The following is a 24,293-nucleotide window of genomic DNA, read 5'->3' on the forward strand; positions in this document are numbered from 1 at the left end:
CGAGCGAATTGACAGGTAATATGTCTCGTTGAATCTGTAAAATGCTACCCAACTCAGCGCTTAGCTTGTTTTTTGAACAAAAATGTTATTAGACAAGTACTTTAAGTAAGCGTTGAGTTGAATTTTTACCTCAATGGAGAATATTGAAAACATGACTTACGCGCCTGTATCAGACGTATTGAAAGGTCAGCTAGCAGTAGACAGCGAAGTGACTGTTCGTGGCTGGATCCGTTCACGTCGTGATTCCAAAGCTGGAATCTCTTTCCTTGCCATATATGACGGCTCTTGTTTCGACCCGATTCAGGCCGTGGTCCCAAATAATCTTAATAATTACGAAGACGAAGTATTAAAGCTAACGACTGGCTGCTCTGTTGAAGTAACTGGTAAGATTGTTGAATCTCCTGCAAAGGGTCAAGACTTCGAACTTGCTGCCACTGACGTTAAAGTGGTTGGTTGGGTTGAAGATGCTGAAACTTACCCAATGGCAAAAACTCGTCACTCAATCGAGTACCTACGTGAAGTTGCGCACCTACGTCCGCGCACAAACGTAATCGGTGCAGTAGCACGTGTACGTAACTGTCTATCTCAAGCGATCCATCGCTTCTACCACGAGCAAGGTTACTTCTGGGTATCTGCGCCACTAATCACTGCTTCAGATGCTGAAGGTGCTGGTGAAATGTTCCGCGTATCTACGCTAGACATGGAAAACCTACCTCGCACTGAAGAAGGCAAAGTAGATTACAACGAAGATTTCTTCGGTAAAGAAACGTTCCTAACTGTATCTGGTCAGCTAAACGCAGAAGCTTACGCTTGTGCGCTAAGCAAAGTTTACACTTTCGGCCCTACTTTCCGAGCTGAAAACTCAAACACAAGCCGCCACCTAGCAGAATTCTGGATGGTTGAGCCTGAAGTTGCGTTCGCAGAACTGGATGATGTAGCGAAACTGGCTGAAGACATGCTCAAGTACGTGTTTAAAGCAGTGCTTGCAGAGTGTCGTGATGACCTTGAATTCTTCGCTCAACGCATCGACAAAGAAGCAATCACTCGTCTAGAGCAGTTCGTTTCTTCTGACTTCGCGCAGGTTGACTACACTGACGCAATCCAGATTCTTCTTGATTCAGGTCGTGACTTCGAATTCCCAGTTGAATGGGGTATCGATATGTCTTCTGAGCACGAGCGTTTCCTTGCTGAAGAACACTTTAAAGCACCTGTAATCGTTAAGAACTACCCGAAAGACATTAAAGCATTCTACATGCGTGCTAACGATGACGGTAAAACAGTTGCAGCGATGGACGTTCTAGCACCGGGCATCGGCGAAATCATCGGTGGTTCTCAGCGTGAAGAGCGCCTAGACATTCTAGATGCACGTATGCGTGAAGTGGGTATCGATCCTGAACACATGAGCTGGTATCGCGACCTACGTAAATACGGTACAGTGCCACACGCAGGCTTCGGTCTAGGCTTCGAGCGCCTAGTATCTTACGTAACTGGTATGGGCAACGTTCGTGACGTGATCCCATTCCCACGTACTCCTCGCTCTGCGAACTTCTAATCACTTTTTAGTGATATGGAATTAAAAAGACCTCCCATGTGGAGGTCTTTTATTTGTACGAATGATTTTCTAGCAACCGGTGTATGCACTCTAGTTGTTATTTTCGTCGTCATCCTCATCTGCTCGCGCTGCGTATTTTACTCCAACCACACACAAGCCAAACATCACAAATGGGATAACGGCAGCAGTGTATTCCGTCCAAACCATATGAGAAAAAGATTTCGCCAATATCAAGTGTGCAAACACCAACAAAAATGCGCTAAAAATAGCAACACCCATCAACCTAAGTTCATGCTTTACCAACTGCTTTTTCATTACGGCTCCTAACCTAAATGGTTGTCTGCCCATGATTGAAACACAGCTTCGGTATCGTCCACTGATACAGTTTGAGCAAAAAACAGGTAAACAGTTGGCTAATGAAGTAATTCTCCGACCGTCTTCACGGCTTGTTCTAATTCATCATTTACAGGTAACGATGTATTAAGCCTCAGGTAGCTCTCATAATTTGGAGCGACAGAAAACAACTGACCAAATGCTACAGTGATGTTCGCTTCCAATAACTTTTGATAAATCGCTTTTCCGCACTTTGTTTTCGGCAGTTCTATCCAAAGAAAATAGCCGCCTTCCGGTTGTGTGTAACGAATCGATTGGGGAAAGTACTTATCAACCAGTTCAATAAACGCCAATTGCCGCTGCTCAAGATTCTTTCGCAGTTTTCTAAGATGGCTATCATAACTTTCGTTTTGCAAGTAATGCGCGATACCCTGCTGGATTGGTGCACTGCCTGACAACGTCGAGATAAGTTGCAGCTTTTGAAGTTGCTCATTGAAGCGTTTGTTTACCACCCAGCCCAGCCTATAGCCAGGGCAAAGGCTTTTTGAAAATGATCCACAATGCAACACGCGCTCTTGTGTATCAAAAGCTTTAAGTGAGCTTGGTTTTTTTTCAGAAAAATAAAGCTCTGAATACACATCATCTTCGATCAAGTACACATCGTATTTATCAGCCAGTTCGACGATACGTTGCTTCTGCCCGTCACTTAATAAGGTTCCTGTTGGATTGTGAAAGTTAGTCATTAACCAACATGCGCGAACATCATTGTCGGCAAAAGTCGCTTCAATTTGATCCACTGAATGTCCAGTTAACGGATCCACCGTTATTTCTATCGCCTTTAGACCTAAACGTTCAATCGCTTGAAGTGCGCCATAAAACGTCGGTGATTCAACTACAACAGTATCTCCAGGCTGGGTCACGGCCTGAAGGCTCAAATTCAACGCTTCTAATGCGCCAGAAGTAACGACAATATCATCATGGGTAAACACCATACCTTGTTGGATGTACCGTTGAGCAATCAAACGGCGTAGAGACTCACAGCCCGGCGGCAAGTTATCCAATAACGTCTCTGCCCCCATCTTCCTGCCCGAGCTGGCTAGGTTGCGGTTTAGCGCTTCTAATGGGAACAATGCTGGGTCTGGAAACGCGGAGCCAAACTTCACCGCATTCGGTGTGGCCTGATTTTTGAGGTAGTCGTAAAGTTCATCGTTGATGCTAGAGCGATAAACGGAAGTGGCTGGAGAACTCGGTTCGAAGCGGTCCAACTCCGCAGTCACAAAGTATCCAGACTGAGGTTTCGCAGCGACCCAACCTTGTGCTTCGAGCAGCTGATAAGCTTGTAATACCGTACCTGCGCTGACAGAATGGTTTCGGCTTGTTACACGCACTGATGGCAGCTTTTCCCCTGCTCTCCATGTATTTTGCTGAATCTGCGTTTTGAACAGCTCAGCCAGTTGACGGTATCGGTTCATGTTTCCCTCATTTCACTTACAGCCGCACCATAGCATACTTCGCGCCAGCATTCTGATATGGGAGTATTCAATTTAGCAACGTAATTTATCAAGTTTATCAATAGATATTTCAGCCACGAAGTGAGCGTTTATATCCCATACTTTGACCGTTACACACATATTGCCTCACATCTTTGCAATACCTAAAAGCCAAGGTTTTACGTTGGACTGAGTGCGTTAAACTCACTTCGAACTACTGTCTTTAAATCAGGAGGAAGCGATGAAAGTTTTTACAATGGACGATCTCTCGTATCGCGGAAAACATGGAAAACATAAAGGTGTACATAGTTGGGACCATCCTGGCAGTACCACCCCTTATTATTGGCATCCTGATTGGCTGCATATCGCTGAAGATGCTTTGGGTGAACACAAAAAGGCTGACCTTGAAGTCCCTGATGGAGAAACAGCGACAGAAGAGCATGCAAAAGCGGCGATTCTCAAACACTTGAATGACGAGTAGTTTAGGCTCTATCACCGTTCAAGAATAGCATTAGGTAGGCGAATCCATCGTTGTATGCTTTAAACACAAATAAAGCTAAAACCTGCCAAATAGTAAATTCTTCTGAATGAGAAGTACGCATCTTCTATAGCGTTCAAAGGGCAAAATAAGTCGATTGTTATCACATTAATTTTCATTACATCTGTTACATTTAAATAGTAATGGTGATGCACACCTCAACTCATGGATTATGAGAGAAAACAATAATGGCGAAATACAACGAAGAAGATATTAAATACAAAGGTGAATCCAACGGCGTACATTCTTGGAGCTCTCCTTCCGGCCAACCTTATTACTGGCACCCAGATTGGCTACACGTTGCGGAAGATGCGACGGGTACGCATCCGAAGCAAAAACTTGAAGTTGAAAAGACAGAAGTACCAACCGAAAAGCACGCATTAAAAGCGATCTTAAAGCATATGAACGACTGGGCGACTGAAAAACTTTCTTCTAACCCTGACATCGAAACCAATGCGGTTGAGTCGGAAATCAATCTGAAGAAATAACCCCCACCGATATCCATACTCTAACAGTAAACGCTCCACCTTTGGTGGGGCGTTTTTGTCTCAACAAATCCTCACTAGACAATTATAAACGTGTTAACGCAAAGCACTGAATTGAAACGATTGGGATGTGTGCAAAACTTCTCCAACCATGGCATAAATGCCCTTCAAACTCTGTGCCTACCAAACGTTTTCATGGCAAAAACTTTAGTTATGTTAGAATTCTGTTTCAAATCGCAACTTTTTTAGGTTTTCTTTTCAGTAACGGTTGTAACCAATATTGCTGAAAGGTATAAATGTTAGCACACCCCTTCGATTAACATGGATGAAGATTATGTTTGAAAAAGTAGTTGCCGCTCCGGCTGACCCTATTCTTGGCCTTACTGAAGAGTTTAAAAAAGATGCTCGCGCAGACAAAATTAACCTTGGCGTAGGTATTTACAAAAACGAGCAAGGCGAAACTCCCGTTCTTGCGACAGTAAAGAAAGCTGAAGCAGCACTTGTTGAAACTGAAAAAACCAAATCTTACCTAACCATCGAAGGCACAGCAGAGTACGGCATTGCAGTGCAAAAACTGCTTTTCGGCTCTGATGCAGAAATTGTAAACGAAAAACGCGCTAAAACAGCTCAAGCTCCGGGTGGTACTGGTGCACTACGTGTTGCCGGCGAGTTTATTAAACGTCAACTAGGCGATGTAAAGATCTGGATCAGCAACCCAACATGGGCGAACCACAACGGCGTATTTACTGCTGCTGGTATCGAAACGGCACAATACAGCTACTACAATGCTGAAACAAAAGACAAAGACTTCGATGCGATGCTAAATGATCTGCAATCTGCATCTGAAGGCGACATCGTGCTTCTACACGGCTGCTGTCACAACCCTACAGGGATCGATCCTACGGCTGAAGAATGGGAAACATTGGCGAAACTTGTCGCAGAGAAGAAATTGCTTCCTCTGTTCGACTTCGCCTACCAAGGCTTTGCTAAAGGTGTGGAAGAAGATGCTGCAGGTCTTCGTACTTTTGCTAAATACAACAAAGAAATCCTAGTCGCGAGCTCTTTCTCGAAAAACTTTGGCCTATACAATGAACGCGTAGGTGCCTTCACGTTAGTAGCTGAGTCAGAAGAAGTCGCAACAACCGCTTTTTCTCAAGTTAAAGCCATTATTCGCTCTATCTACTCTAACCCACCTGCACACGGCAGCGCTGTCGTGACTCACATTCTTGGCAACGCCGAAATGCGTGCGGAATGGGAAGCTGAAGTAGCAGAAATGCGTGACCGCATTCAAGAAATGCGTGAACTGTTTGTAGCGACACTAAAAGCAGAGGGTGTGGACGCAGACTTTAGTTTCATCGAACGTCAAAATGGTATGTTCTCTTTCTCTGGTCTTTCTAAAGAGCAAGTTAACCGCCTTAAAGAAGAGTTCGGTATTTACATTGTCGGTTCTGGCCGAATCAGTGTTGCTGGTATGACGAAGTCAAATATGGGCCCTCTATGTAAAGGCATTGCAGCGGTTTTATAATCGACTGTCGCATACTTTATTAAAAGGAAAGGTCAGCATAAGCTGACCTTTTTTGTTTTAACTTAACGCCAAAAACGAACCCGTCCGATCTAGTAGACAAACTTCAAACTCAGCCCTACTTCATTGACGTAATCTGAGCTTTCACCGCTGTAATCAGTATCTCTAAACTGATAAAAAAGACCAGTGCCGATGACTTTATGCCATTGGTAGTTAAGACCGATCTTAAAATTGTTCTCATCAACGATATCACTACGGTTCAACTCCACTTCAGCTGTCGCAATAAGCTTTTCACTGAGCAAGTAATTCACCCCAACAGTTACAGCTTGAATCAATTCGCTATCGGAAGACAACGTATTATCCGTTTTGTCGTCCGTCGCTTTCGCTTTGATTGCGCCTATTCCATATAGCCCGTAGATATCGAATTGCTCTGTAACTCCATAACGGTAACCACCACCAAACAAAAGGCGGTCAATGCGAAGAGTAAAATCATCCGGATGGAAAAACTGCGCTGAGTAATCAACATTAAACAACCAGTTCTCAGTAAACAAATAGTTACCACCGAGTCCAACTGTGGTCGCATTAGAGTTATCTAACCATTCTTCGTTTGTCGTTCCGGCACCAACATCCAAATGAATGTGTTCGTACCCAAATTTTTCTGCTTGGTCCATGACCGCTGCGCTTGATATCGCCGGCAAAGCAGCTAAAGAAACAAGCAATAAATTTCTCACCATTCGACTTCCTTTCATGAGAATTATCTAAACACTGTATTCCATCGCCTGAGCTACTTGGCTCAAGAAGAATAGCTTAATCTAAAGACGTGATAACGATCTGAAACAGCCAAAGATCTAATCAGTCATCACGAAGAAAACATATCGACGACGTCTTTTTCAATTGAGGTGACCATATAGTAGTAAAAATGAAGCTCCCTTATCGTGCGATATGTCAGAATCTTATGACTGAGCACGAAAATCGCGGTTCAGATAAGACTCTGTTTTAAAACTAAGTTAAGATTACTTTATTATTTGCGAACTAAAAGGCGCCTTCGATGGATGCAGAACTTCTCGAGATTTACAACTTTCTCGCCAAGTATCCCCCGTTCAATGAACTCCCTGAAGAAACACTAAACAAGGTGACAGAGAGTGTCGAAATCTCGTACTACCGAGAAGATACCCCCATCATCCATTTTGGAGACTATATCCAAGATTTATACGTGGTGCGAAGCGGTGTTGTTGAAGTTTATCGACGCAAAGGTGAGCTGTATAACCGCCTTGACGAAGGTGACCTATTTGGCCAGATGGGCATGCTCACCAATAACAAAGTCCGCTTTCCGGTAAAAGCCATTGAGGATACCCTGCTCTACTGTATTCCTGGTGACATTTTCCAAGAAATTTACGATAACTTTGATTCCTTTGCGGATTTTGTTGAAGTTGAAAATAGCGCTCGTTTACGCCAAGCCATTTCAGAAAACAAAGACGCCAATGACCTGACGACGTCGAAAGTGAAAACCTTGCTGACTGGCGATGCTCATACGATTGATCGTGGTCAGACAATCCAGCAAGCCGCGCAGCAAATGGCGAATGACAACGTATCGGCTTTACTTATCGTCGACCCAGATTTCGTTCGTGACGAAGACGATCCACAGTCCCCAGTACTTGGTATCATTACTGACCGTGATTTGTGTACCCGTGTGTTAGCTGAAGGTTTGTCCCCACAGGACGATGTGTCCAGTGTGATGACCACGGAGGTCATGTCTCTTGACCACAACGCTTACATCTATGAAGCAATGTTAACGATGCTGCGTTACAACGTACATCACCTACCAGTGGTAAAAAACCAATTACCAATCGGTATTATCGAAACAACCGACATTGTTCGTTATGAATCTCAGAATTCGTTGTTGTTGGTGAGTAGTATTTTCCAACAACAGACTATCGAAGATTTAGCCGTTGTTGCCGAAGAAGTGAAAAGCAGCTTCGTGCGTCTGGTCAATGAAGATGCCAACTCTCACATGGTGGGTAGCGCGATGTCGGTCATTGGACGAAGCTTCAAACAGCGTCTGCTAGAAATGGCAGAAGAAGAGCTTGGCCCACCGCCAATTCCTTATTGTTTCCTTGCACTTGGCTCAATGGGGCGAGATGAGCAACTGTTGGTGACTGACCAAGATAACGCCATCATTCTAGATGAGACTTATCAAGAGGAGAAACATGGTAAATACTTCGAAGCCCTAGCAAAATACGTCAGCGATGGGTTAGATGCCTGTGGCTACAAATATTGCACAGGCGATATTATGGCAACCAACCCACTATGGCGCATGACTCGTTCAGAGTGGGAAGAGTGTTTTGCTGACTGGATTGATAACCCGAACCCGAAAGCACTACTCAACGCCTCCATCTTTTTCGATTTGGATGGCGTCTATGGCCGCTTAAAATGGGCAGAACAGTTAACCAGCTTTATTGTTCGTCGCGCTCGAAAGAACAACCGCTTCTTAGCGTGTTTGGCTCGTAACGCACTAAACAGAACACCACCTCTGGGCTTCTTTAAAGACTTCGTGATGGAAAAAGATGGCAGACACAACAACTCCATCAACCTCAAACGTCGCGGTACTGCTCCTCTGGTCGACTTAATTCGTGTTCACTCTCTGGCAGTTGGCTCACGTGCACAGAACTCGTTTGAGCGTCTCGACGACATCATTGACGCTGGCATTTTGCCAAAAGGTCGAGCACAAGACTTAAAAGACGCGTTAGAGTTTATTTCCATGGTGCGTATTCGTCACCAAGCGACGGACGTGGAACTAGGCATTGATCCTGATAACAATATCGAACCGGAAAACCTCTCTGAGTTTGAACGTCGCAACCTAAAGGATGCATTCCAGATCCTAAGCAATGGTCAAAATTTCCTTAAGTTCCGCTACCAAGCGAACAAGAGCTTTAAGTGAGGTTTAGCATGATTAAAAAGCTCTTTCAGAAGCCAACCATTCAGTGGCCAACGAAGTTTGAACAAAAGCTGGAGATGGCGAAGGATGAGAATTTAATTGCGTTTTATAGCAACAAGCCGCCTGCTCCAGAAACACCGTTATCTGAGGTGGAGTTCGTGGCGTTAGATTTCGAAACGACGGGTTTGAATCCTGAAAAACATGACATCATTACTATTGGTTTAGTGCCGTTTAACCTGAAGCGAATTTTCCTACGTAACTCGCGTCATTGGAAGGTACGTCCACAGCGTGCACTCGATGAAGACTCAGTCATTATACACGGTATTACTCACAGCGAATTGATCGATGCGCCTGACTTAGGCGATATCTTAAGCGAGCTGCTACCATGCTTAAGCGGGAAAATCATTGTTGTTCATTACCGTCGTATCGAGAGAGAGTTTCTGGATAAAGCGCTCAAAAGCCGTTTAGGGGAAGGTATTGAGTTTCCTGTTTTAGATACGCTGCACCTTGAAGAAACGATTCAACAGAAACGTTCAGGCTCTCTCTGGAAGCGTTTAAAAGGGAAAAAACCAGAATCGGTTCGGCTAGCGCAATCTCGACGCCGTTATGGGCTGCCAGACTATACGCCTCACCATGCATTAACCGATGCAATTGCTACCGCAGAGCTACTGCAAGCGCAAATCGCCCATCATTACAGTGAAGAGCAACCCATCAGTGAGTTCTGGCTGTAATATACTTCACGCTTAATAGCGATCAGAAAAGGAGCCAGATGGCTCCTTTTTACTTAGCTTGAGACAAGATTACAGCTTAAAGCGTTGAATCTCTTGTTCAAGTTCGTGTGATAGCTCAGACAGGTGAGCAGCTTGTTCTGCTGCTTGATGAGCTTCGACTGACAACTCGTTAGACACGTCACGAATACCTTCAGTGTTACGAGTGATCTCTGTGGTTACCGATGCTTGCTCTTCTGCTGCTGAAGCAATCTGCGTTGCCATATCACTGATACGCTCAACAGCAGTGTGGATTTGCGTCAAGCTCGCTGCAGCCGCATTGGCATCATCAACACTGGTATCAGCTAGACGACGACTGTCACCCATAATACCGACCGCTTTGGCCGTTGTGCCTTGTAGCATCTCGATAGTTTCTTGAATCTCTTGCGTTGAAGCATGAGTACGTTGGCTCAATACGCGGACTTCATCTGCAACCACAGCAAAACCACGGCCTTGCTCACCTGCACGTGCCGCTTCGATCGCCGCGTTAAGTGCAAGTAGGTTCGTTTGCTCTGCAATGCCTTGAATCGTTGATAGAATCGTATTGATGCTATTTCCGTGTGCTTCTAGCTCTTGAATCACATCAGTAGCAACTTGAACTTCTTGCGCTAAGTTCTGAATAGAGCCTTGCGTTTGAGTTACTTGGCTTGAACCGTGTGAACAAGCTTGAACCGCTTCTTCTGAGTTACTTGCCGTGCTATCAGCATTACCTGCAATTTCTTGTGTCGCTGCTGCCATTTCGTTCACGGCCGTCGCCACCATGTTGATTTCATCTTGCTGGTAAGAGATACGCTGACTACGCTCCTCAGCTTGCTGTGCTGTCGTGCGTGCTTGCTCTGAAAGCGCAGAAGATACGTGGCTAAGCTTAGTAACCATTGTGTGCATGTTGCCAACAAAACGGTTGAAGTTTTCCGCCAGTTTACCTACTTCATCATCACTGCGTGGTTCTAGGCGTTGCGTTAAGTCACCTTCACCAGATGCAATTTCTTCCAGTGCATTTGATACGCGGTTCAAGTCACGGAACAAGAAACCAACTAGCCAAGAAACTGCAAGAATAACCACAATCGTGATCGCCACAGCAGTAAACAATAGATCTCGTAGCAATACCGCATGACCTGCTTCTTCTGTTGCGCGATCCATTTCAATCGCAAACATCCAATGCGTACCAGGAACTTTATTGAAGTAGTAAAGCTTCTCTTTTCCTTTGATTACCGTATCTTCGATACGACCTTCATCGGCGGCGCGCTCAATTGCCTCTTCTGAAAAATCTTTTAGAACACTGGTGATAGGCTTAAGCGTCAAGCTTTTATCTGGATGCGCTAAGAAGGTGCCTTCATTCATGTCGATTAGCATCGCATGCGCGTTTTCACCTGCATCTAAGTTAATCACATCGCTGATAAGCTGATCGATCAGTACGTCCGCACCAACAACACCAACAAACTGACCATTTTTCATTACTGGCTCAGCAATGGTCACAAGTAGTGCATTCGTGATTGCGTCTTGATATGCGGCTGTGATGATTTGCTTACCCGCGGCATCAGCATCCTTGTACCAAGGACGTGTGCGAGGGTCATAATCAGCACGGTTACGCTCCGGATGAGAGCGGTACATATCACCGTTTGGTGTACCAAGGAAGATGTCATCGAAGCCACCAGCCTTGCGAGCTTGTTGTAGGAAAGGAACAACGTCTTGCTCGGTCGAGTAGTCGTTGAACGCAGTGGCAATATCTTTACGGATATTGACCCAATCAGAAATTCCCTCTGACGCAGTAGTACTAAGACTTTGCGCACGTGAATAGACACCTGAACGAGTCTGATCAAATAATTGACCAGCCGACAACCAAGTAAGTGCTGTTGCCATCACAACAACAGCAGAAAGGCTTGCGCCTATAAGCTTTTGTTTTAATGATAATTTCATATTTATAGTTTTTTGAGTTGGGAGAACAGTTAAGGTGCATGAATATTACACACTTTTTTACGACTATTCACTAATTTTTAAAAAACAAAATAGCACATTAACTCTTTGTAAAATATGAACTTTCATGTGTCATTTTTTTGTCTCGAGCGTCATAAAAACCGCACAAAAAAAGCCAGCAAATTGCTGGCCTTTTGATTAATTGTTAGTCAAACGGTTTTATAAAATGCCGAATTACTGACGCTCAGTTCGCATACCCATCAATAAGCTCACACACATTGCAAGCAGAATGAAGGTAAATGGCAGTGCTGTAGAAATGGCACCAGCCTGAAGAGCTTGAACCGCCTCGGAGCCACCAATCCATAGCAGAGCAACCGCAATTGCACCTTCCATGAATGCCCAGAAGACACGTTGAAGTACAGGTGCATCGACTTTACCACCTGCCGTGATACTGTCGATAACAAGTGAACCAGAGTCAGAAGACGTAATGAAGAACACAAGTACCAGCACAACAGCGATGATAGAAAGCATGCTACCAAATGGAAGAACATCAAACATTTGGAACATAGCAAGTGATACGTCAGTCAAGCCATTTGTGCCCAGCTCACCTACTTTATCAACAACTTGCTCGATCGCCAGGCCACCAAATACAGACATCCAAACAACGGTAACCGCAGTTGGAACCAGTAGAACTGCTGTGATGAACTCGCGAACGGTACGACCACGAGAAACACGCGCGATGAACATGCCTACGAATGGCGACCATGAAATCCACCAAGCCCAGTAGAACACTGTCCAGCCTTGGAACCAAGCTTCGTCCGTACGACCAAACGGGTTACTTAGTGGGATGATATTCTCTACATATGCCATAAGTGTGGTTGGAATCGAACCTAGGCTCGCCGCCCAACCGATAAGACCAACAAGGAGAAGTAACAAGAACGCCACAACCATGTTGATGTTACTAATGACTTTAACACCACCATCGATGCCGCGTACGACTGAAACAACAGCAAGTAAAGTCACCACGGTAATAACGACGATTTGCAGACCTAGGCCTGGCTCAACACCAAATACGTGATGAATACCACTTGCTGCTTGCTGCGCACCTAAACCTAGGGATGTAGCAAGACCAAATAAAGTCGCAAGCACAGCCAGAATGTCCACAATGTGGCCAGCCCAACCCCATGCACGATCACCCAGAAGTGGGTAGAAGATCGAACGCATAGATAGCGGTAAACCTTTGTTGTAGGCAAAGAATGCTAAAGAAAGTGCTACAACACCGTAAATTGCCCATGGGTGAAGGCCCCAGTGGAACATCGTTGCACCCAGTGCCAATCTCGCGGCTTCTGGTGTATTTGCCTCAACACCAAGTGGCGTTTCATACCAACCGGTGAAGTAAGCGACAGGTTCTGCAACACTCCAGAACATTAAACCGATACCCATACCAGCTGCAAATAGCATTGCAAGCCATGACATAAACGAGTAATCGGCAACAGCGTCTTTACCACCTAGTCGAATCTTACCCATTGGTGAGACGATAAGCGCCAAACAGAAAATAACGAAAATGTTACCTGCAATAATGAACAACCAATCGAATGAACCAATAATTTTCCACTTCAGCCCATCAAGTGCCGTCTTTGCGGTATGTGCATCTAGAACTAATGCAGCGACAAGAAACAGCGCAATTAAACCTGCACTAATACCAAAAACTGGGTTATGAACATCAAAACCCCATTTTTGAACGTTGTCCTGACCTACCGTATAGTCGGTACTATCGATACTGTACTTATCTATACCCTTTGTCATCGTTCCTCTCTATTTTTGTAGTGTTTTTACGTACCAAACAAAAAAATCTTTCGAACACGATACGTTTTGCATTCCGTGAAGGCGCAAGATCCTATCATTTGACACGTTTTTGTCTATCTTTTTGCTATTAAAAAATCCAATAACTTACTTTTCACTGTGTGATTACGGCCTTTGATAGAACAAATCACTACTACAATAGTTAGACCACAAACATTTATTGCTATAATAATTTTAGCTCTTCTTATTTTGTCGAAAAGGCGCGACAAAATGGTATTGAGGACACGGCGTAAAATTGTAGGGGTAATTTTTGATTTCCCCCCTTTAAATAAGGGCGCATTTAAGTTAGTGTCGCCTCGATAAATGTTCCCTACAGACTGGATGAATAAATTGGAAAAGTACGAAGAAGTATTGGTCTCGATTCGTCAGATCATCCGCGCTATTGATTTACATTCTAAAAAGCTGAGCAAAGAGTCTGGATTGACTGCTCCACAGTTGATTTTGATGCGCGCTATCAATGACTTAGATAACGTGACGATTAAACAGTTGTCTAGCCACACTAACATGAGCCAAGCGACCGCAACGACCATTCTAGATAGACTAGAACGAGGCCAGTTTGTTGAGCGTCAGCGCAGTGTTCAAGACAAGCGTAAAGTGCATGCTGTACTTACGAGCAAGGGCCAAGAAGCTTTAAAACAAGCACCAACGCCGCTGCAAGAGCACTTCATTAATCGATTCCAAAAATTGGAAGAATGGGAGCAATCCCTTCTACTATCTTCCGTTCAACGCATCTCGACGATGATGAATGCAGAGGACATCGATGTTGCTCCAATGCTAGAGCTTGGTAGCATTACCAAAGCCGATTAGTTTCGCTCCCACGTGCTCGCTTTTTGCGGGCACTACTCTCCTACTCAGTCAACCCAGTTTCAAACGCATATTTTGCTAACTCTGCCGTCGAATGTAAGTCCAACTTGTGCTTAATGTTATGGCGATGCGTCTCTACCGTTCGATAACTAATATTGAGTAAAGTGGCGATTTTCTTGCTGCTGTTTCCTTGAGCAACCAATTTAAGTACCGCTTCTTCCCTGCGGCTGAGAGGATTCGTTTTTTGCGTGGCAGGCACCACTTCTTGGGTAAAGAGTGTTTGTGTGACGGACTCACAGAAATACGTCGAGCCTTGGTTCACCGTTTTTATTGCTTGCACCATTTTCTCGGCCGAGATTTCCTTGAGCATATATCCTACGGCACCAGCTTGCATGACCTTCATGATGTACTCGCGATTATCGTGCATGGTCAACATAAGTATTTTGCTCTCTGGACGCGCTTCTTTAATTACACCTGTCGCTTCAATACCGTTCATTATTGGCATGCTGATATCCATCAATATGACGTCCGGTTGCAAGTGCTTTGCGACCTCTATCGCTTCCAAGCCATTACTTGCTGTACCCACCACTTCGATGTCAGGCTCTAACTCCAAACGAGCCATGAAGCCATCCAATACTACTTGATGATCATCGACAATCACTACACTAATCGGTTTATCCATAAACTATTTCATCCAAATTAAGCAGCACAGTAATCTCTGTTCCCAAGCCAAGCTCACTCATTAGCTCAAATTCACCACCGATGAACTCTACACGCTCTTGCATGTTCCTTAACCCAATCCCTTGTTGGTGCACTGCATGGTTAACCACAAATCCAACCCCATCGTCACGTATGAGTAATTGCAGCATATTGCCCATTTTTTGCAAAGTAACCGTTACTTTTTTCGCTCGCGCATGTTTTTCAATGTTATTCAAAGACTCCTGAGCGACGCGATATAGCGTCGTTGCGACTTCCGAAGTCAGTTTGTGCTGCTGAGTATCGAAATTGCTCTCGATATCAATCCCAGAATGGGAATGAAAATCCTGTAGCAAGGTCGTCAGTGCTGCTTCTAAACCGATATCATCGAGGGCGCTTGGACGGAGCTGATGAGAAATATGCCGCACCTCATTTATCGCGGTGACGAGCGATCGTTGTGATTTATCTAAGTGGGATTTGAGTTTTTCGTCTTCAAGTCTATGACTCATTAAGTCTAAATGACATTTACTGGAGACTAACAACTGATTGATTCCATCGTGCAGTTCTCGCGCTAAATGCTTTTTCTCATCTTCTTGGAACATCACGGTTTTATGTGCCAATTCTTTCAGGTTCTTATCAGCGAGGCGATGCTCGTGCAGATTGATCGCCAAAGTGAGAACAATGATTACAGCAACGGTCACCGCTAAGATCACGACGACTGAGAAAAATGTCGTTTCGATATTTTTGTTCACTGCCGCGCGCATATTGGCGACTTCTCGGCTGACATCCTCAATATACAGCCCAGTCCCTATCATCCATTCCCACTTATCGAGCCATGCAGCGTAACTAAGCTTAGGGACAACTTCACCTGTAGATGGCTTTTGCCACAGGTACTGATGAAATCCACCACCTGATTGCGCTTGATACAATAAAGCTTCGATTAAGCGATCGCCATTTTCGTCTTCAAGATAGAGTAAGTTTTCCCCGACAAGCTCCGGAAGAACTGGGTGTACAAGGTTGGTACCATATTTATCATAAGCAAAAAAATAGCCGTCCGACCCATAACTCAAACGATTTAAAATCGCTTTCACACGCGTTTTGGCAACACTCTCTTCTAAAGTCGGATCGTTGTAGATGTAAGAAATGGAGTCAAAAGCGACGTCGACCGTATCTTTCAGCGCCGCTTCTTTTGATTGGATCAAGTTTTGATGAAAGATCTCCACCTCCCTTTTGCCAAGGGTCTTGGTTTGATAGATAGAGATCCAGCTGATACTCGCTGACACCAATACCACGGGTATCAGTGTCAGCAGAATTAACTTTGCTTTGAGAGGCATCCCTTCCCTCCATGAAACGCTGCCTTTACAGCTTACTATCTTAGCAGTACAAACGAATCGATTGTGTCTGCATAGACATAATTAACAGCTTAACAACTTGTCTCAAAAGGTAAAAACTCTCAGTTCACAAAATCTCTTTATTATCGAGTGATTAACTCATACCGTAAAAACCTGGGAAAAACAGCAAAGACGCCAACACAACAATCTGAATCGCGATGAATGGCATCACACCTTTGTAGATATCTCGCGTAGTAACCCCTGCTGGAGCGACACCTTTTAGATAGAACAAACTAAAGCCAAATGGCGGTGTGAGGAACGACGTCTGCAAGTTCATCGCAATAAGAATCGCAAACCACGTCATATTAATACCCATCAATTCAGCGACTGGCGCAATAATTGGCACGATGATAAAACAGATTTCAACGAAGTCGATAAAGAAACCTAAAATCAGAATCACCACCATGGTAATAATAAGGAATCCCCACTTTTCACCCGGCAGTTCTAACATCCACTCTTCAACTAAATAATCACCACCAGTGTAGGTAAATGCCATTGAGAAGGCGGTCGCACCAAGTAAGATCGCAAAGACCATTGCGGTTACTTTCACTGTCTCTTTTGATGCATCATAAATCATCGACCAACTAAACTGTTTATACAATAGCGATAAAATTATCGCACCTGCACCGCCCAGTGCCGCTGACTCTGTTGGTGTTGCAATCCCTGCAAAGATGGAGCCCAATACCACGATGATCAATGCTAACGGTGGCAATACAGCTTTCAGTGCGGTGAGCACTTCTTGTTTACGACTGATCGACTCATCGCGCTCTATCGCCTGTGCGGCTTGAGGGTTCAACTTCGCGTAGATGAGAATGTAGATCACATAGGCGCCAACAAGTGTAATACCGGGCCAGATCGCAGCTTGAAATAGGTCCCCTACCGGTACGCCAAGTACATCACCCAACAAGATCAACACGATAGAAGGTGGGATAATTTGGCCCAACGTGCCAGACGCACAAATAGTCCCACACGCTAAACCTTTGTCGTAATTGTACTTGAGCATCACAGGAAGAGATATTAAGCCCATCGCAACAACTGATGCGCCTACCACACCCGTTGAAGCGGCAAGCAATGCGCCAACTAACACGGTAGAAATAGCGATACCACCGCGAACGCCACCGAACAAACGCCCCATTGATTCTAGTAGCTGTTCAGCAAGCTTCGTTTTCTGTAGCACTAGCCCCATAAAAACGAACAGCGGTACGGCCATTAGCACCGTATTTTCCATAATGGACTGAATTCGATATGGCATAAAAGCAAACATCTCGATGCCTTCAGCCCAAACACCAAAAATCAGCGCGATACCACCAAAAGTAAAGGCAACGGGAAATCCCAATAGAAGCGCAAAGAGCGCAACAAAAAACATCACTATACCGATCATAATGACTTCCTTTTACGACTTACCGTTATTACCGGCATAGATGAGATGAGGGTTGACAATTTTGTTGATTGAATGAAGTAACAATCCAATACCACTCACCGCCATAAAGAAAAATGACAGCGGAATCATCGCTTTGATAATCCAACGATATGGTAAGCCACCTGGGTCACCAGACGTCTCGCCTAACGCGTAACTTTCCTTGGCGAAATCAATACCAAACCAAGCTACCAGTAGGCAAAAAGGGAATAAGAAAAATAGTGTGCCTATGATGTCGATGATGGATTGTGCTTTGTAAGATAAGCGTTCATAAAAAATGTCGACGCGAACATGGCCACCGGACTTAATTGCGTAAGGCACACCAAGCAAGAACACGGCAGAGAATAGATGCCATTCCATTTCTTGGAATGCGATAGACACATCATTAAACACGTAACGCATGACAACGTCGTACACAACGTTTGCTAACAACAAAATAAACAGGATGCTGGATAACCATCCGAGAAAATCGCTAAAGCGGTTAAATAATCGCTCAATATAAATAAGACTTCTCATTCCGAACTCCGTGGAACGTTTAGATGCGCTCCGCTATGGTGCGGAGCATTCATTATGAAGTTTTCTTGGGCTTCGATAGCAGGCTAAACCTCTTGGCATCGCCTGCTTCATAACGTTATTGTTGAGCTTGACTGTTTAAGTACGCTCGGTGCGAAATATCTGACCATGGTCGAACTTGATTCATATAGTTCGCTTGCGACTCTTGAATCTCTTTCGCCAAAGCATCTTTTTCTGCATGTTCTTTCAACAAACGATCGTTTGCTTCTCGCAACGCAGCTACGACTTCAGGTGGGAAATCTTTTACTTCAACATTTGGGTATTCAGACTTAATAGATGCCCAGTTTTTGCCGCTTTCGTGTTTCGATTGCGTGTACATATCGTAAGCGGCCGTTTTCATGGCTACTTGCAAAATCGCTTTTAGATCATCAGGTAGACGGTTCCAGGTGCGCTTGTTAACGAGGAACTGAAGCTCAGTCGCTGGCTCATGCCAACCTGTGTAGTAGTAAGGCGCGATTTTGTGGAAGCCCATACGTAGATCCAGCGATGGACCAACCCATTCCAAGGCATCAATTGTGCGACGCTCTAGAGAAGTATATAGCTCACCAGGGGCGATATTCGTTGGCTTGGCACCTAACTCAGCCAAAATCTCACCAGCAAACCCTGGGATACGCATTTTCAAACCCTGTAAGTCCTCGACGGACTTGATCTCTTTTTGGAACCACCCCCCCATCTGAGTATCGGTATTACCCCCAGGGAAAGACATCAAGTTATGTGGAGAGTACACTTTTTCCATCAGCTCCATACCACCGCCGTAGTAAAACCATGCATACTGCTCAGTTGGCAACATACCGAAGGGCATAGAAGTGAAGTAAAGTGTGTTTGGAACCTTACCCTTCCAGTAATAAGACGCTGAGTGACCCATGTCATACTGACCCGACTTAACCATATCAAACACCCCAAAAGGCGCTTTATGCTTGTTTGCGGAATCAATGCGGATTTGCAAACGTCCGTTGGACATCTCTTCCGCCATTTTGGCCATGTTTTTTGTGGTATCACCAAAAATTGGGAAATTAGGCCCCCAAGTTTCAGCAAGCTTTAAACGATAGACTTTTTCAGCAGCGTTTACAGAAGTCGCTGCGAGTGCCATCGCGGCAGCGACAGCGGTGGTTTTGAGCACTCGTTTTAAAGATTTTTGGATTAGACTCATCGTTCACGTCCTTTATCACCAAGGTTATTGTTGTCATCCATTTCATTAGGATTGGCTGTATTCGGTATAAAAGATGTAACAATGTTGTCTAATGCGAAATGGGCATGAACACGGAAGCGAGTAATTCATCAATAAGGCATTAGCCTAAGGTATTACGTACAAGTACGTAGGATAATCGTCATGACAAAAGACTGTTAATAGCAAAATCAATAAATTATATTTTTATCTATGAATAAAAATAAAAAACAATACGTACGTATTTTTCTGCCAAAAAATTTACATAGTATTTAAGAAAATGTGACAAACCACTTATTGGCAGTGTTAAAGTCAGTACTTAATGCATTATTTCCAATACCAAGATAAAAAAATACCTCGGCATCGGCCGAGGTATTCAATCCAGAACGGTAGCGGTAATTAAACTGCTTTGTAGATAACTTTGTTACCTGCTAACTGCTCTTTTTGAACTAGGTTTTCTTCAAGAAGCTTCTTTAGTGCGCCAGTAGCCCATGATGCCGCTTTAGTATCTTCTTGACCTGCAGCTAGACCGATGCCTTTAGGGTTAATACCTTCAGCATTCGCCATAACGATGTCTAATACTTGTTGTTGCTTAGGAGTAAGGGCAACATCAACTGTTTTCACTGCAGCTACTTTTTTATCAGCTACTACTTTCTCCGCAACAGCTTTTTCAGCAACAGAAGGTGCTACTGCTTTTTCCGCAACAGGCTTCACTGCTTTAGGTGCTGCAGCTAAGTTTGCTACTGTCGCTTTAATGCGTTTTTGCAGTTTCATCTGCACTTTACGCTTATGAGCAAGTCTCATTGAATATTTCTCCAGTTCACTGCATCTCAGCAGGGATGAAAATTTGAAGCGCGTTTTATACCAAAATTCACAAGCAATTTGTAGGTTTTAGCGGCGAAACGCGATGAAAAATGCGCTCAAAGCATAGAACGTCTACTATTTAATCAGATATTTTATGAACGGATTTATTGAATACTGGGTATAAAAACAGAGGTTTGTTTTATTTTAAATGCAAATCAATGCACATAAAGCTACCCACTTATTTTTGGACAAGTATTCGATGAGGTTATAAGCATGGAAACGCTGCACCTAACAAATTCACATTTCAAACCCGACTCCCCTATCAACAGAATACTTTTGTTGCTCGTTGCACTCATCACTTTGTTTTTGGTTGCCATTTCTCCGGGATGGAAGCAAGCCATGTTGTCGGTCATTTTGATGTCTGCAATCGTTGGTTTCGCCATCTTGATGATTAAGAAAAGCCAAGTCACTTTTACGCTGACAGCTTCTCACTTTCAGCAACACCTTTTTAAAGGAGGTTGGGTCGTCCGATGGCGAAATATTGAGTCAATCGGTATTTGTAGCTACCAACAGGAAGGGTGGCACCAACCGCTACCTTGGATCGGTATTCGTCTAAAACACTACTCACCCTACTTAAATTCAATCTGCCCTCGTATAGCGACAGAAATTCTCCTCAGCCAGCGAGCACTGCTTTACTTAGGCGCGAAACAAAATCAGTGTGAAGATAAGTTTGAGGATATAGTGCTTGACCCTAAACCGTATATAAACAGAGATGGGATTGAGTACAAAGGTTTGTTAGCGATGCTCGCCAACCGGATGAAGTATCAGAGAGGCTTTTATGGCTACGATCTATTTATATCAGCAAGTGATCTAGATCGTGAGGCTGAGGATTTTGTGGGACTGACTCGGCGATACTTAGCTGCCGCCGAGCCAGAATAATGCTTAGTACACGCACTTTTAGTAAAGCGGCATCTCGTCAGCAACGAACGGGTTAGTTTTACGCTCATGACCGAAAGTCGATTGAGGGCCGTGACCAGGGACAAACGTGACATCACTGCCTAAAGGCCACAATTTCTCTTTGATAGAACTAATCAACGTATTGAAATCACCTTGTGGGAAGTCAGTTCGACCAATGCTACCGTTAAACAAAACGTCACCCACAAACGCTAAACGCGCTTCTTCACTGTAAAGCACAACGTGACCAGGTGTATGACCAGGTGTGTGGAATACGTTCAGCACTTGATTACCGAAAGTGACAGTGTCACCCTCACTTAGCCATTGGTGCGGTTCAAACGCTTCTGTCAGTGGGAAACCAAACATTTGGCTCTGACCTTCCAAACCTTGCAACCAGAAGTTATCTGCCTTGTGAGGACCAACAATCTCTGTACCGCCAAGCAGTGCAGACAGCGGCTCCGTGCCACCTACGTGGTCCAAGTGACCGTGTGTTAGCACTAGGTTTACCACGTCAACACCCAGCTCTTTGATAAGCATAGCGAGCTGCTTTTCATCGCCGCCTGGGTCAACCACAATGCCTTTCATGGTTTCGTCACACCAGACAATAGAACAGTTTTGAGAGAAAGATGTTACTGGAACAACTTGGTATTTCAGAGCCATAGATAACCTATACCGAATAAATTTGCGTGAAAACTGCCGCAACTATGACACTAAGGCCTAGCGACTTCAAGCTTTGAACTGTGGGTAATCGACGACGTTCTGAGACTAGAAACCTTGTCTCAACTGGCACTACCAGGAACGAACAGCACCCGTATCGATATGAACAAAGTTACTGCGTGGATAATAACCCACGCCACCGGCTTTTAGGCTTAATGCAGCATCACGAACCGTTGAAAGCTTCACGCCGTCTAAACGGAAATCAATGGCCTTTCCTTCCATGTGCATGCTCTTTTTCGCTACACGAGAAGACCCGTTGCGCAGCGAGGCGTTAGTGGCAGGAGAACGGTAACCTGAAATGACGATCACCTCTGCTTCTGTACCAATTAACTTTTGAATTTGACTTATTTGATCGAACAAGCGTCTATCCATGGGATGAACCTCATTTCGTCGATGGTCTCGACAAAACTCATTCAGCCTTTGCAGTTCATCATTAATGTATCGTTTTCCATCGAAATAGCATGTTTCGAGGATCTCTCCAGTATTAAGGTTGTTCATCGCCAGCGCACGTGGCTCGTCAGGGAGTGAAGCCCAAGAAAATGATGGCAGGGCAGACGCCAACACCACACCACCAGCGGTCATTTTAAGGAAATCTCGGCGGGAAAAGTTACGACTTACCATTTCAAAATACAGTGCTCAACAACTAGACAAGTCGTGGACATTAACCAAACACATTTGTCACGTCAAATGCATAAAATGCTCCATCTTGATTTTCAGATGCAGTAATTATTGATTAATTATTGAACGAAAAGAGAATTCTTCGTTTTGTAAATTTTCCTTAAAGATTTCAACTGCGGTGATCGTACTTATAGATATCATCACGGTAGTAAAGCGTTCCCTCTTCCAACCATGCTGTTTGATAAATGATGTGTACTTGAATGCGCTCTCCCAAAGGAACTGACGTGTTAGACCGACGAGAACTTTCTCGCTTTTTCGCTAAACGTTCTTCCAGCCCCTGAGTTTTGAACAGAAGTTCTGCTAACTGGTCTGCATGTTCTACACGAACACATCCTGAGCTGAATGCGCGTCTGTCCTGTTCAAACAAGTTCTTACTTGGCGTGTCATGCAAATAAATAGCTTGTGGGTTAGGCATATTGAACTTGTACAATCCCAGTGCATTTTGTAAGCCCGACGCCTGTCGCATACGATAAGGAAATGTTCTCGGATTCACCGTTGCCCAATTGATGGTTGTAGGGTCAATAATTTCGTTCGAAGTCCAAGACCGAATGATTTGAATGTTATGGTTAATCAAATACATCGGATTACGTTTTACTTTAGGAATAATGTCTTTAACCATGATAGTCCAAGGCACGTTCCAAGTTGGGTTGAGAATAACTGAATCCAATGCCACCGACATGATGGGTGTTTTTCTTGATGCTCTCCCTACCACAACTTTAGACTCAAACAAGGGTTGACCGTCATGCCAATACGTGACTTCGTATCCAGGCACGTTAACAAAGACAACATTATCCCTTTCTTTCGACCAAATTCTTGAACGCTCAGAATTCAACGCCAGCAGATGCAATCGCTCTTGAGGAGAAAAGTTGATCCACCGAATGGTATTCGGGCCGATAACGCCATCTTCTTTCAAACCATGAATACGCTGGAACTCTTTTATCGCAAGCTCTAATTGTTCGTCATATTCTTCAGTGACTAAATCCAAGTAAGAAACATCTACGCCTACGATCTCCATTCGCTCAATCAATAGGGGTCTGTTTTCTAATATATCGCCAACACGTGCTAGCCCAGTTTGTTGATAGGCAGGATATTGGTACTGAGAATGTTCCGATAGCGAAGAATAGGCGGAGTAGAAAGCATCATCTGTTTGTAATGGAGACCGGAGACTTGCCAAAAACTGACCAAGTTTGCCAACCGTAATCTCATTACTCAGAACCGATAAAGTATCGATGCTAGGAGCGGGTAACGTAACATGGGCTTTGTCTGTAAATAGCCAATTAATCCCTTCTTCGGGGAGTTGCTCAAGATAACTAAGGTACATCAAGAGTGAATCTGTCATCACTAAATCGAAGTCGAGATTATCTCCCTGCCACCTTACTTGGTTTATCCGGTGAAGTTGATTTTCGAATTCATCGGTGACATCCGCAAGTGCAACCAGGTTTACTTGAAAAAGAAACTGCTCAATATCACTTTCATTTTCCCAGTTCAAACGGTAATTGGTGCTTTGATACAGTTGATCAATCACCTCTGGATAATGGATCATTTTTTCTACAGACAGCTTTTGTACCGCTCCCTCTTGCTCGACTTGCGCTGAAGCTTCGAGAGAAACGACGGTGGAAAAGCTGCAAAACGGCACCAGAAGTGCCGTCATGATTAAAACCCTAGCAAACACTGAAATGATCCTTGCGCTACTTG

General features: G+C 44.2%; 22 protein-coding genes. 8 read left to right on the forward strand and 14 right to left on the reverse strand.

Annotated elements, in window-relative coordinates; translation table 11 throughout:
• Positions 1-151 precede the first annotated feature (151 nt).
• Positions 152-1,552, forward strand: a complete 1,401-nt coding sequence (gene asnS, locus N646_RS04625; protein ID WP_017820454.1) for an asparagine--tRNA ligase — start codon at positions 152-154, stop codon at positions 1,550-1,552.
• Positions 1,553-1,642: 90 nt separating this feature from the next.
• On the opposite strand, the gene N646_RS04630 is transcribed toward asnS, so the two are convergent.
• On the reverse strand, positions 1,643-1,867 hold the full coding sequence (locus N646_RS04630; RefSeq protein WP_017636102.1) for a hypothetical protein: 225 nt from the start codon (positions 1,865-1,867) through the stop codon (positions 1,643-1,645).
• Between the two features lie 98 nt (positions 1,868-1,965).
• Positions 1,966-3,357 carry an aminotransferase-like domain-containing protein gene (locus N646_RS04635; RefSeq protein WP_017820455.1) on the reverse strand — a complete coding sequence of 464 codons (1,392 nt, stop codon included), beginning with the start codon at positions 3,355-3,357 and terminating at the stop codon, positions 1,966-1,968.
• Positions 3,358-3,616: 259 nt separating this feature from the next.
• Here N646_RS04635 and N646_RS04640 point away from each other — a divergent pair, with 259 nt between their 5' ends.
• The 3 genes from N646_RS04640 (at position 3,617) to N646_RS04650 (ending at position 5,923) form a co-directional block, all read left to right on the forward strand.
• A complete protein-coding gene (locus N646_RS04640; RefSeq protein WP_017820456.1) occupies positions 3,617-3,856 on the forward strand; it encodes a hypothetical protein in 240 nt (79 codons plus the stop codon).
• A gap of 245 nt (positions 3,857-4,101) precedes the next feature.
• The gene (locus N646_RS04645; protein ID WP_005376885.1) at positions 4,102-4,401 is read left to right on the forward strand and encodes a hypothetical protein; all 300 of its coding nucleotides are present in this window, start codon (positions 4,102-4,104) and stop codon (positions 4,399-4,401) included.
• A gap of 331 nt (positions 4,402-4,732) precedes the next feature.
• The gene (locus tag N646_RS04650; RefSeq protein WP_017636105.1) at positions 4,733-5,923 is read left to right on the forward strand and encodes an amino acid aminotransferase; all 1,191 of its coding nucleotides are present in this window, start codon (positions 4,733-4,735) and stop codon (positions 5,921-5,923) included.
• An 89-nt stretch (positions 5,924-6,012) separates the two neighbouring features.
• Here the strand turns inward: N646_RS04650 and N646_RS04655 are convergent, their stop codons facing one another.
• The gene (locus N646_RS04655; protein ID WP_017820457.1) at positions 6,013-6,654 is read right to left on the reverse strand and encodes an outer membrane beta-barrel protein; all 642 of its coding nucleotides are present in this window, start codon (positions 6,652-6,654) and stop codon (positions 6,013-6,015) included.
• A gap of 314 nt (positions 6,655-6,968) precedes the next feature.
• Between N646_RS04655 and N646_RS04660 the strand changes: the two genes are divergently transcribed.
• Both N646_RS04660 and N646_RS04665 read left to right on the forward strand, forming a co-directional pair.
• Positions 6,969-8,858: a DUF294 nucleotidyltransferase-like domain-containing protein gene (locus N646_RS04660; RefSeq protein WP_017636107.1), complete on the forward strand. Its 1,890-nt coding sequence runs from the start codon at positions 6,969-6,971 to the stop codon at positions 8,856-8,858.
• A gap of 8 nt (positions 8,859-8,866) precedes the next feature.
• A complete protein-coding gene (locus N646_RS04665) occupies positions 8,867-9,586 on the forward strand; it encodes a 3'-5' exonuclease (RefSeq protein ID WP_017820458.1) in 720 nt (239 codons plus the stop codon).
• Positions 9,587-9,655: 69 nt separating this feature from the next.
• Here the strand turns inward: N646_RS04665 and N646_RS04670 are convergent, their stop codons facing one another.
• Together N646_RS04670 and N646_RS04675 are read right to left on the reverse strand one after the other, a co-directional pair.
• Positions 9,656-11,539, reverse strand: coding sequence for a methyl-accepting chemotaxis protein (locus tag N646_RS04670; RefSeq protein WP_005376880.1), 1,884 nt, complete (start codon positions 11,537-11,539; stop codon positions 9,656-9,658).
• Between the two features lie 231 nt (positions 11,540-11,770).
• On the reverse strand, positions 11,771-13,342 hold the full coding sequence (locus N646_RS04675) for a BCCT family transporter (protein ID WP_005376879.1): 1,572 nt from the start codon (positions 13,340-13,342) through the stop codon (positions 11,771-11,773).
• Positions 13,343-13,729: 387 nt separating this feature from the next.
• Between N646_RS04675 and N646_RS04680 the strand changes: the two genes are divergently transcribed.
• Positions 13,730-14,206, forward strand: coding sequence for a MarR family winged helix-turn-helix transcriptional regulator (locus tag N646_RS04680; RefSeq protein ID WP_005376877.1), 477 nt, complete (start codon positions 13,730-13,732; stop codon positions 14,204-14,206).
• A gap of 40 nt (positions 14,207-14,246) precedes the next feature.
• On the opposite strand, the gene N646_RS04685 is transcribed toward N646_RS04680, so the two are convergent.
• The 6 genes from N646_RS04685 to N646_RS04710 all read right to left on the reverse strand — a co-directional run bounded on the left by N646_RS04685 (position 14,247) and on the right by N646_RS04710 (position 20,249).
• Positions 14,247-14,885 carry a response regulator gene (locus N646_RS04685; RefSeq protein ID WP_005376875.1) on the reverse strand — a complete coding sequence of 213 codons (639 nt, stop codon included), beginning with the start codon at positions 14,883-14,885 and terminating at the stop codon, positions 14,247-14,249.
• Positions 14,878-16,233 (reverse strand): cache domain-containing protein, encoded by a 1,356-nt coding sequence (locus N646_RS04690; RefSeq protein WP_005376873.1) that lies wholly within the window; start codon positions 16,231-16,233, stop codon positions 14,878-14,880. Before N646_RS04690 ends, N646_RS04685 begins: the two co-directional genes overlap by 8 nt.
• Before the next feature lie 151 nt (positions 16,234-16,384).
• The gene (locus tag N646_RS04695) at positions 16,385-17,671 is read right to left on the reverse strand and encodes a TRAP transporter large permease (protein ID WP_005376871.1); all 1,287 of its coding nucleotides are present in this window, start codon (positions 17,669-17,671) and stop codon (positions 16,385-16,387) included.
• A gap of 12 nt (positions 17,672-17,683) precedes the next feature.
• Positions 17,684-18,223 carry a TRAP transporter small permease subunit gene (locus tag N646_RS04700; RefSeq protein WP_005376869.1) on the reverse strand — a complete coding sequence of 180 codons (540 nt, stop codon included), beginning with the start codon at positions 18,221-18,223 and terminating at the stop codon, positions 17,684-17,686.
• A gap of 115 nt (positions 18,224-18,338) precedes the next feature.
• A complete protein-coding gene (locus N646_RS04705; RefSeq protein WP_017636112.1) occupies positions 18,339-19,430 on the reverse strand; it encodes a TRAP transporter substrate-binding protein in 1,092 nt (363 codons plus the stop codon).
• 414 nt (positions 19,431-19,844) lie between these two features.
• Positions 19,845-20,249 (reverse strand): hypothetical protein, encoded by a 405-nt coding sequence (locus N646_RS04710; RefSeq protein WP_005376863.1) that lies wholly within the window; start codon positions 20,247-20,249, stop codon positions 19,845-19,847.
• Positions 20,250-20,522: 273 nt separating this feature from the next.
• On the opposite strand from N646_RS04710, the gene N646_RS04715 reads away from it, so the two are divergent.
• Positions 20,523-21,188 (forward strand): DUF2982 domain-containing protein, encoded by a 666-nt coding sequence (locus N646_RS04715; RefSeq protein WP_005386825.1) that lies wholly within the window; start codon positions 20,523-20,525, stop codon positions 21,186-21,188.
• Positions 21,189-21,206: 18 nt separating this feature from the next.
• On the opposite strand, the gene N646_RS04720 is transcribed toward N646_RS04715, so the two are convergent.
• The 3 genes from N646_RS04720 to N646_RS04730 form a co-directional block, all read right to left on the reverse strand.
• Positions 21,207-21,863 (reverse strand): MBL fold metallo-hydrolase, encoded by a 657-nt coding sequence (locus N646_RS04720; protein WP_005386824.1) that lies wholly within the window; start codon positions 21,861-21,863, stop codon positions 21,207-21,209.
• 129 nt (positions 21,864-21,992) lie between these two features.
• Entirely contained in the window at positions 21,993-22,541 is a 549-nt protein-coding gene (locus tag N646_RS04725; RefSeq protein WP_017820459.1) for a DUF882 domain-containing protein, read from the reverse strand.
• Positions 22,542-22,707: 166 nt separating this feature from the next.
• Positions 22,708-24,270 carry a L,D-transpeptidase family protein gene (locus N646_RS04730; RefSeq protein WP_021033969.1) on the reverse strand — a complete coding sequence of 521 codons (1,563 nt, stop codon included), beginning with the start codon at positions 24,268-24,270 and terminating at the stop codon, positions 22,708-22,710.
• Between the last annotated feature and the right edge of the window lie 23 nt (positions 24,271-24,293).

The sequence above is a fragment of the Vibrio alginolyticus NBRC 15630 = ATCC 17749 genome (assembly GCF_000354175.2).
GTDB lineage: Bacteria > Pseudomonadota > Gammaproteobacteria > Enterobacterales > Vibrionaceae > Vibrio > Vibrio alginolyticus.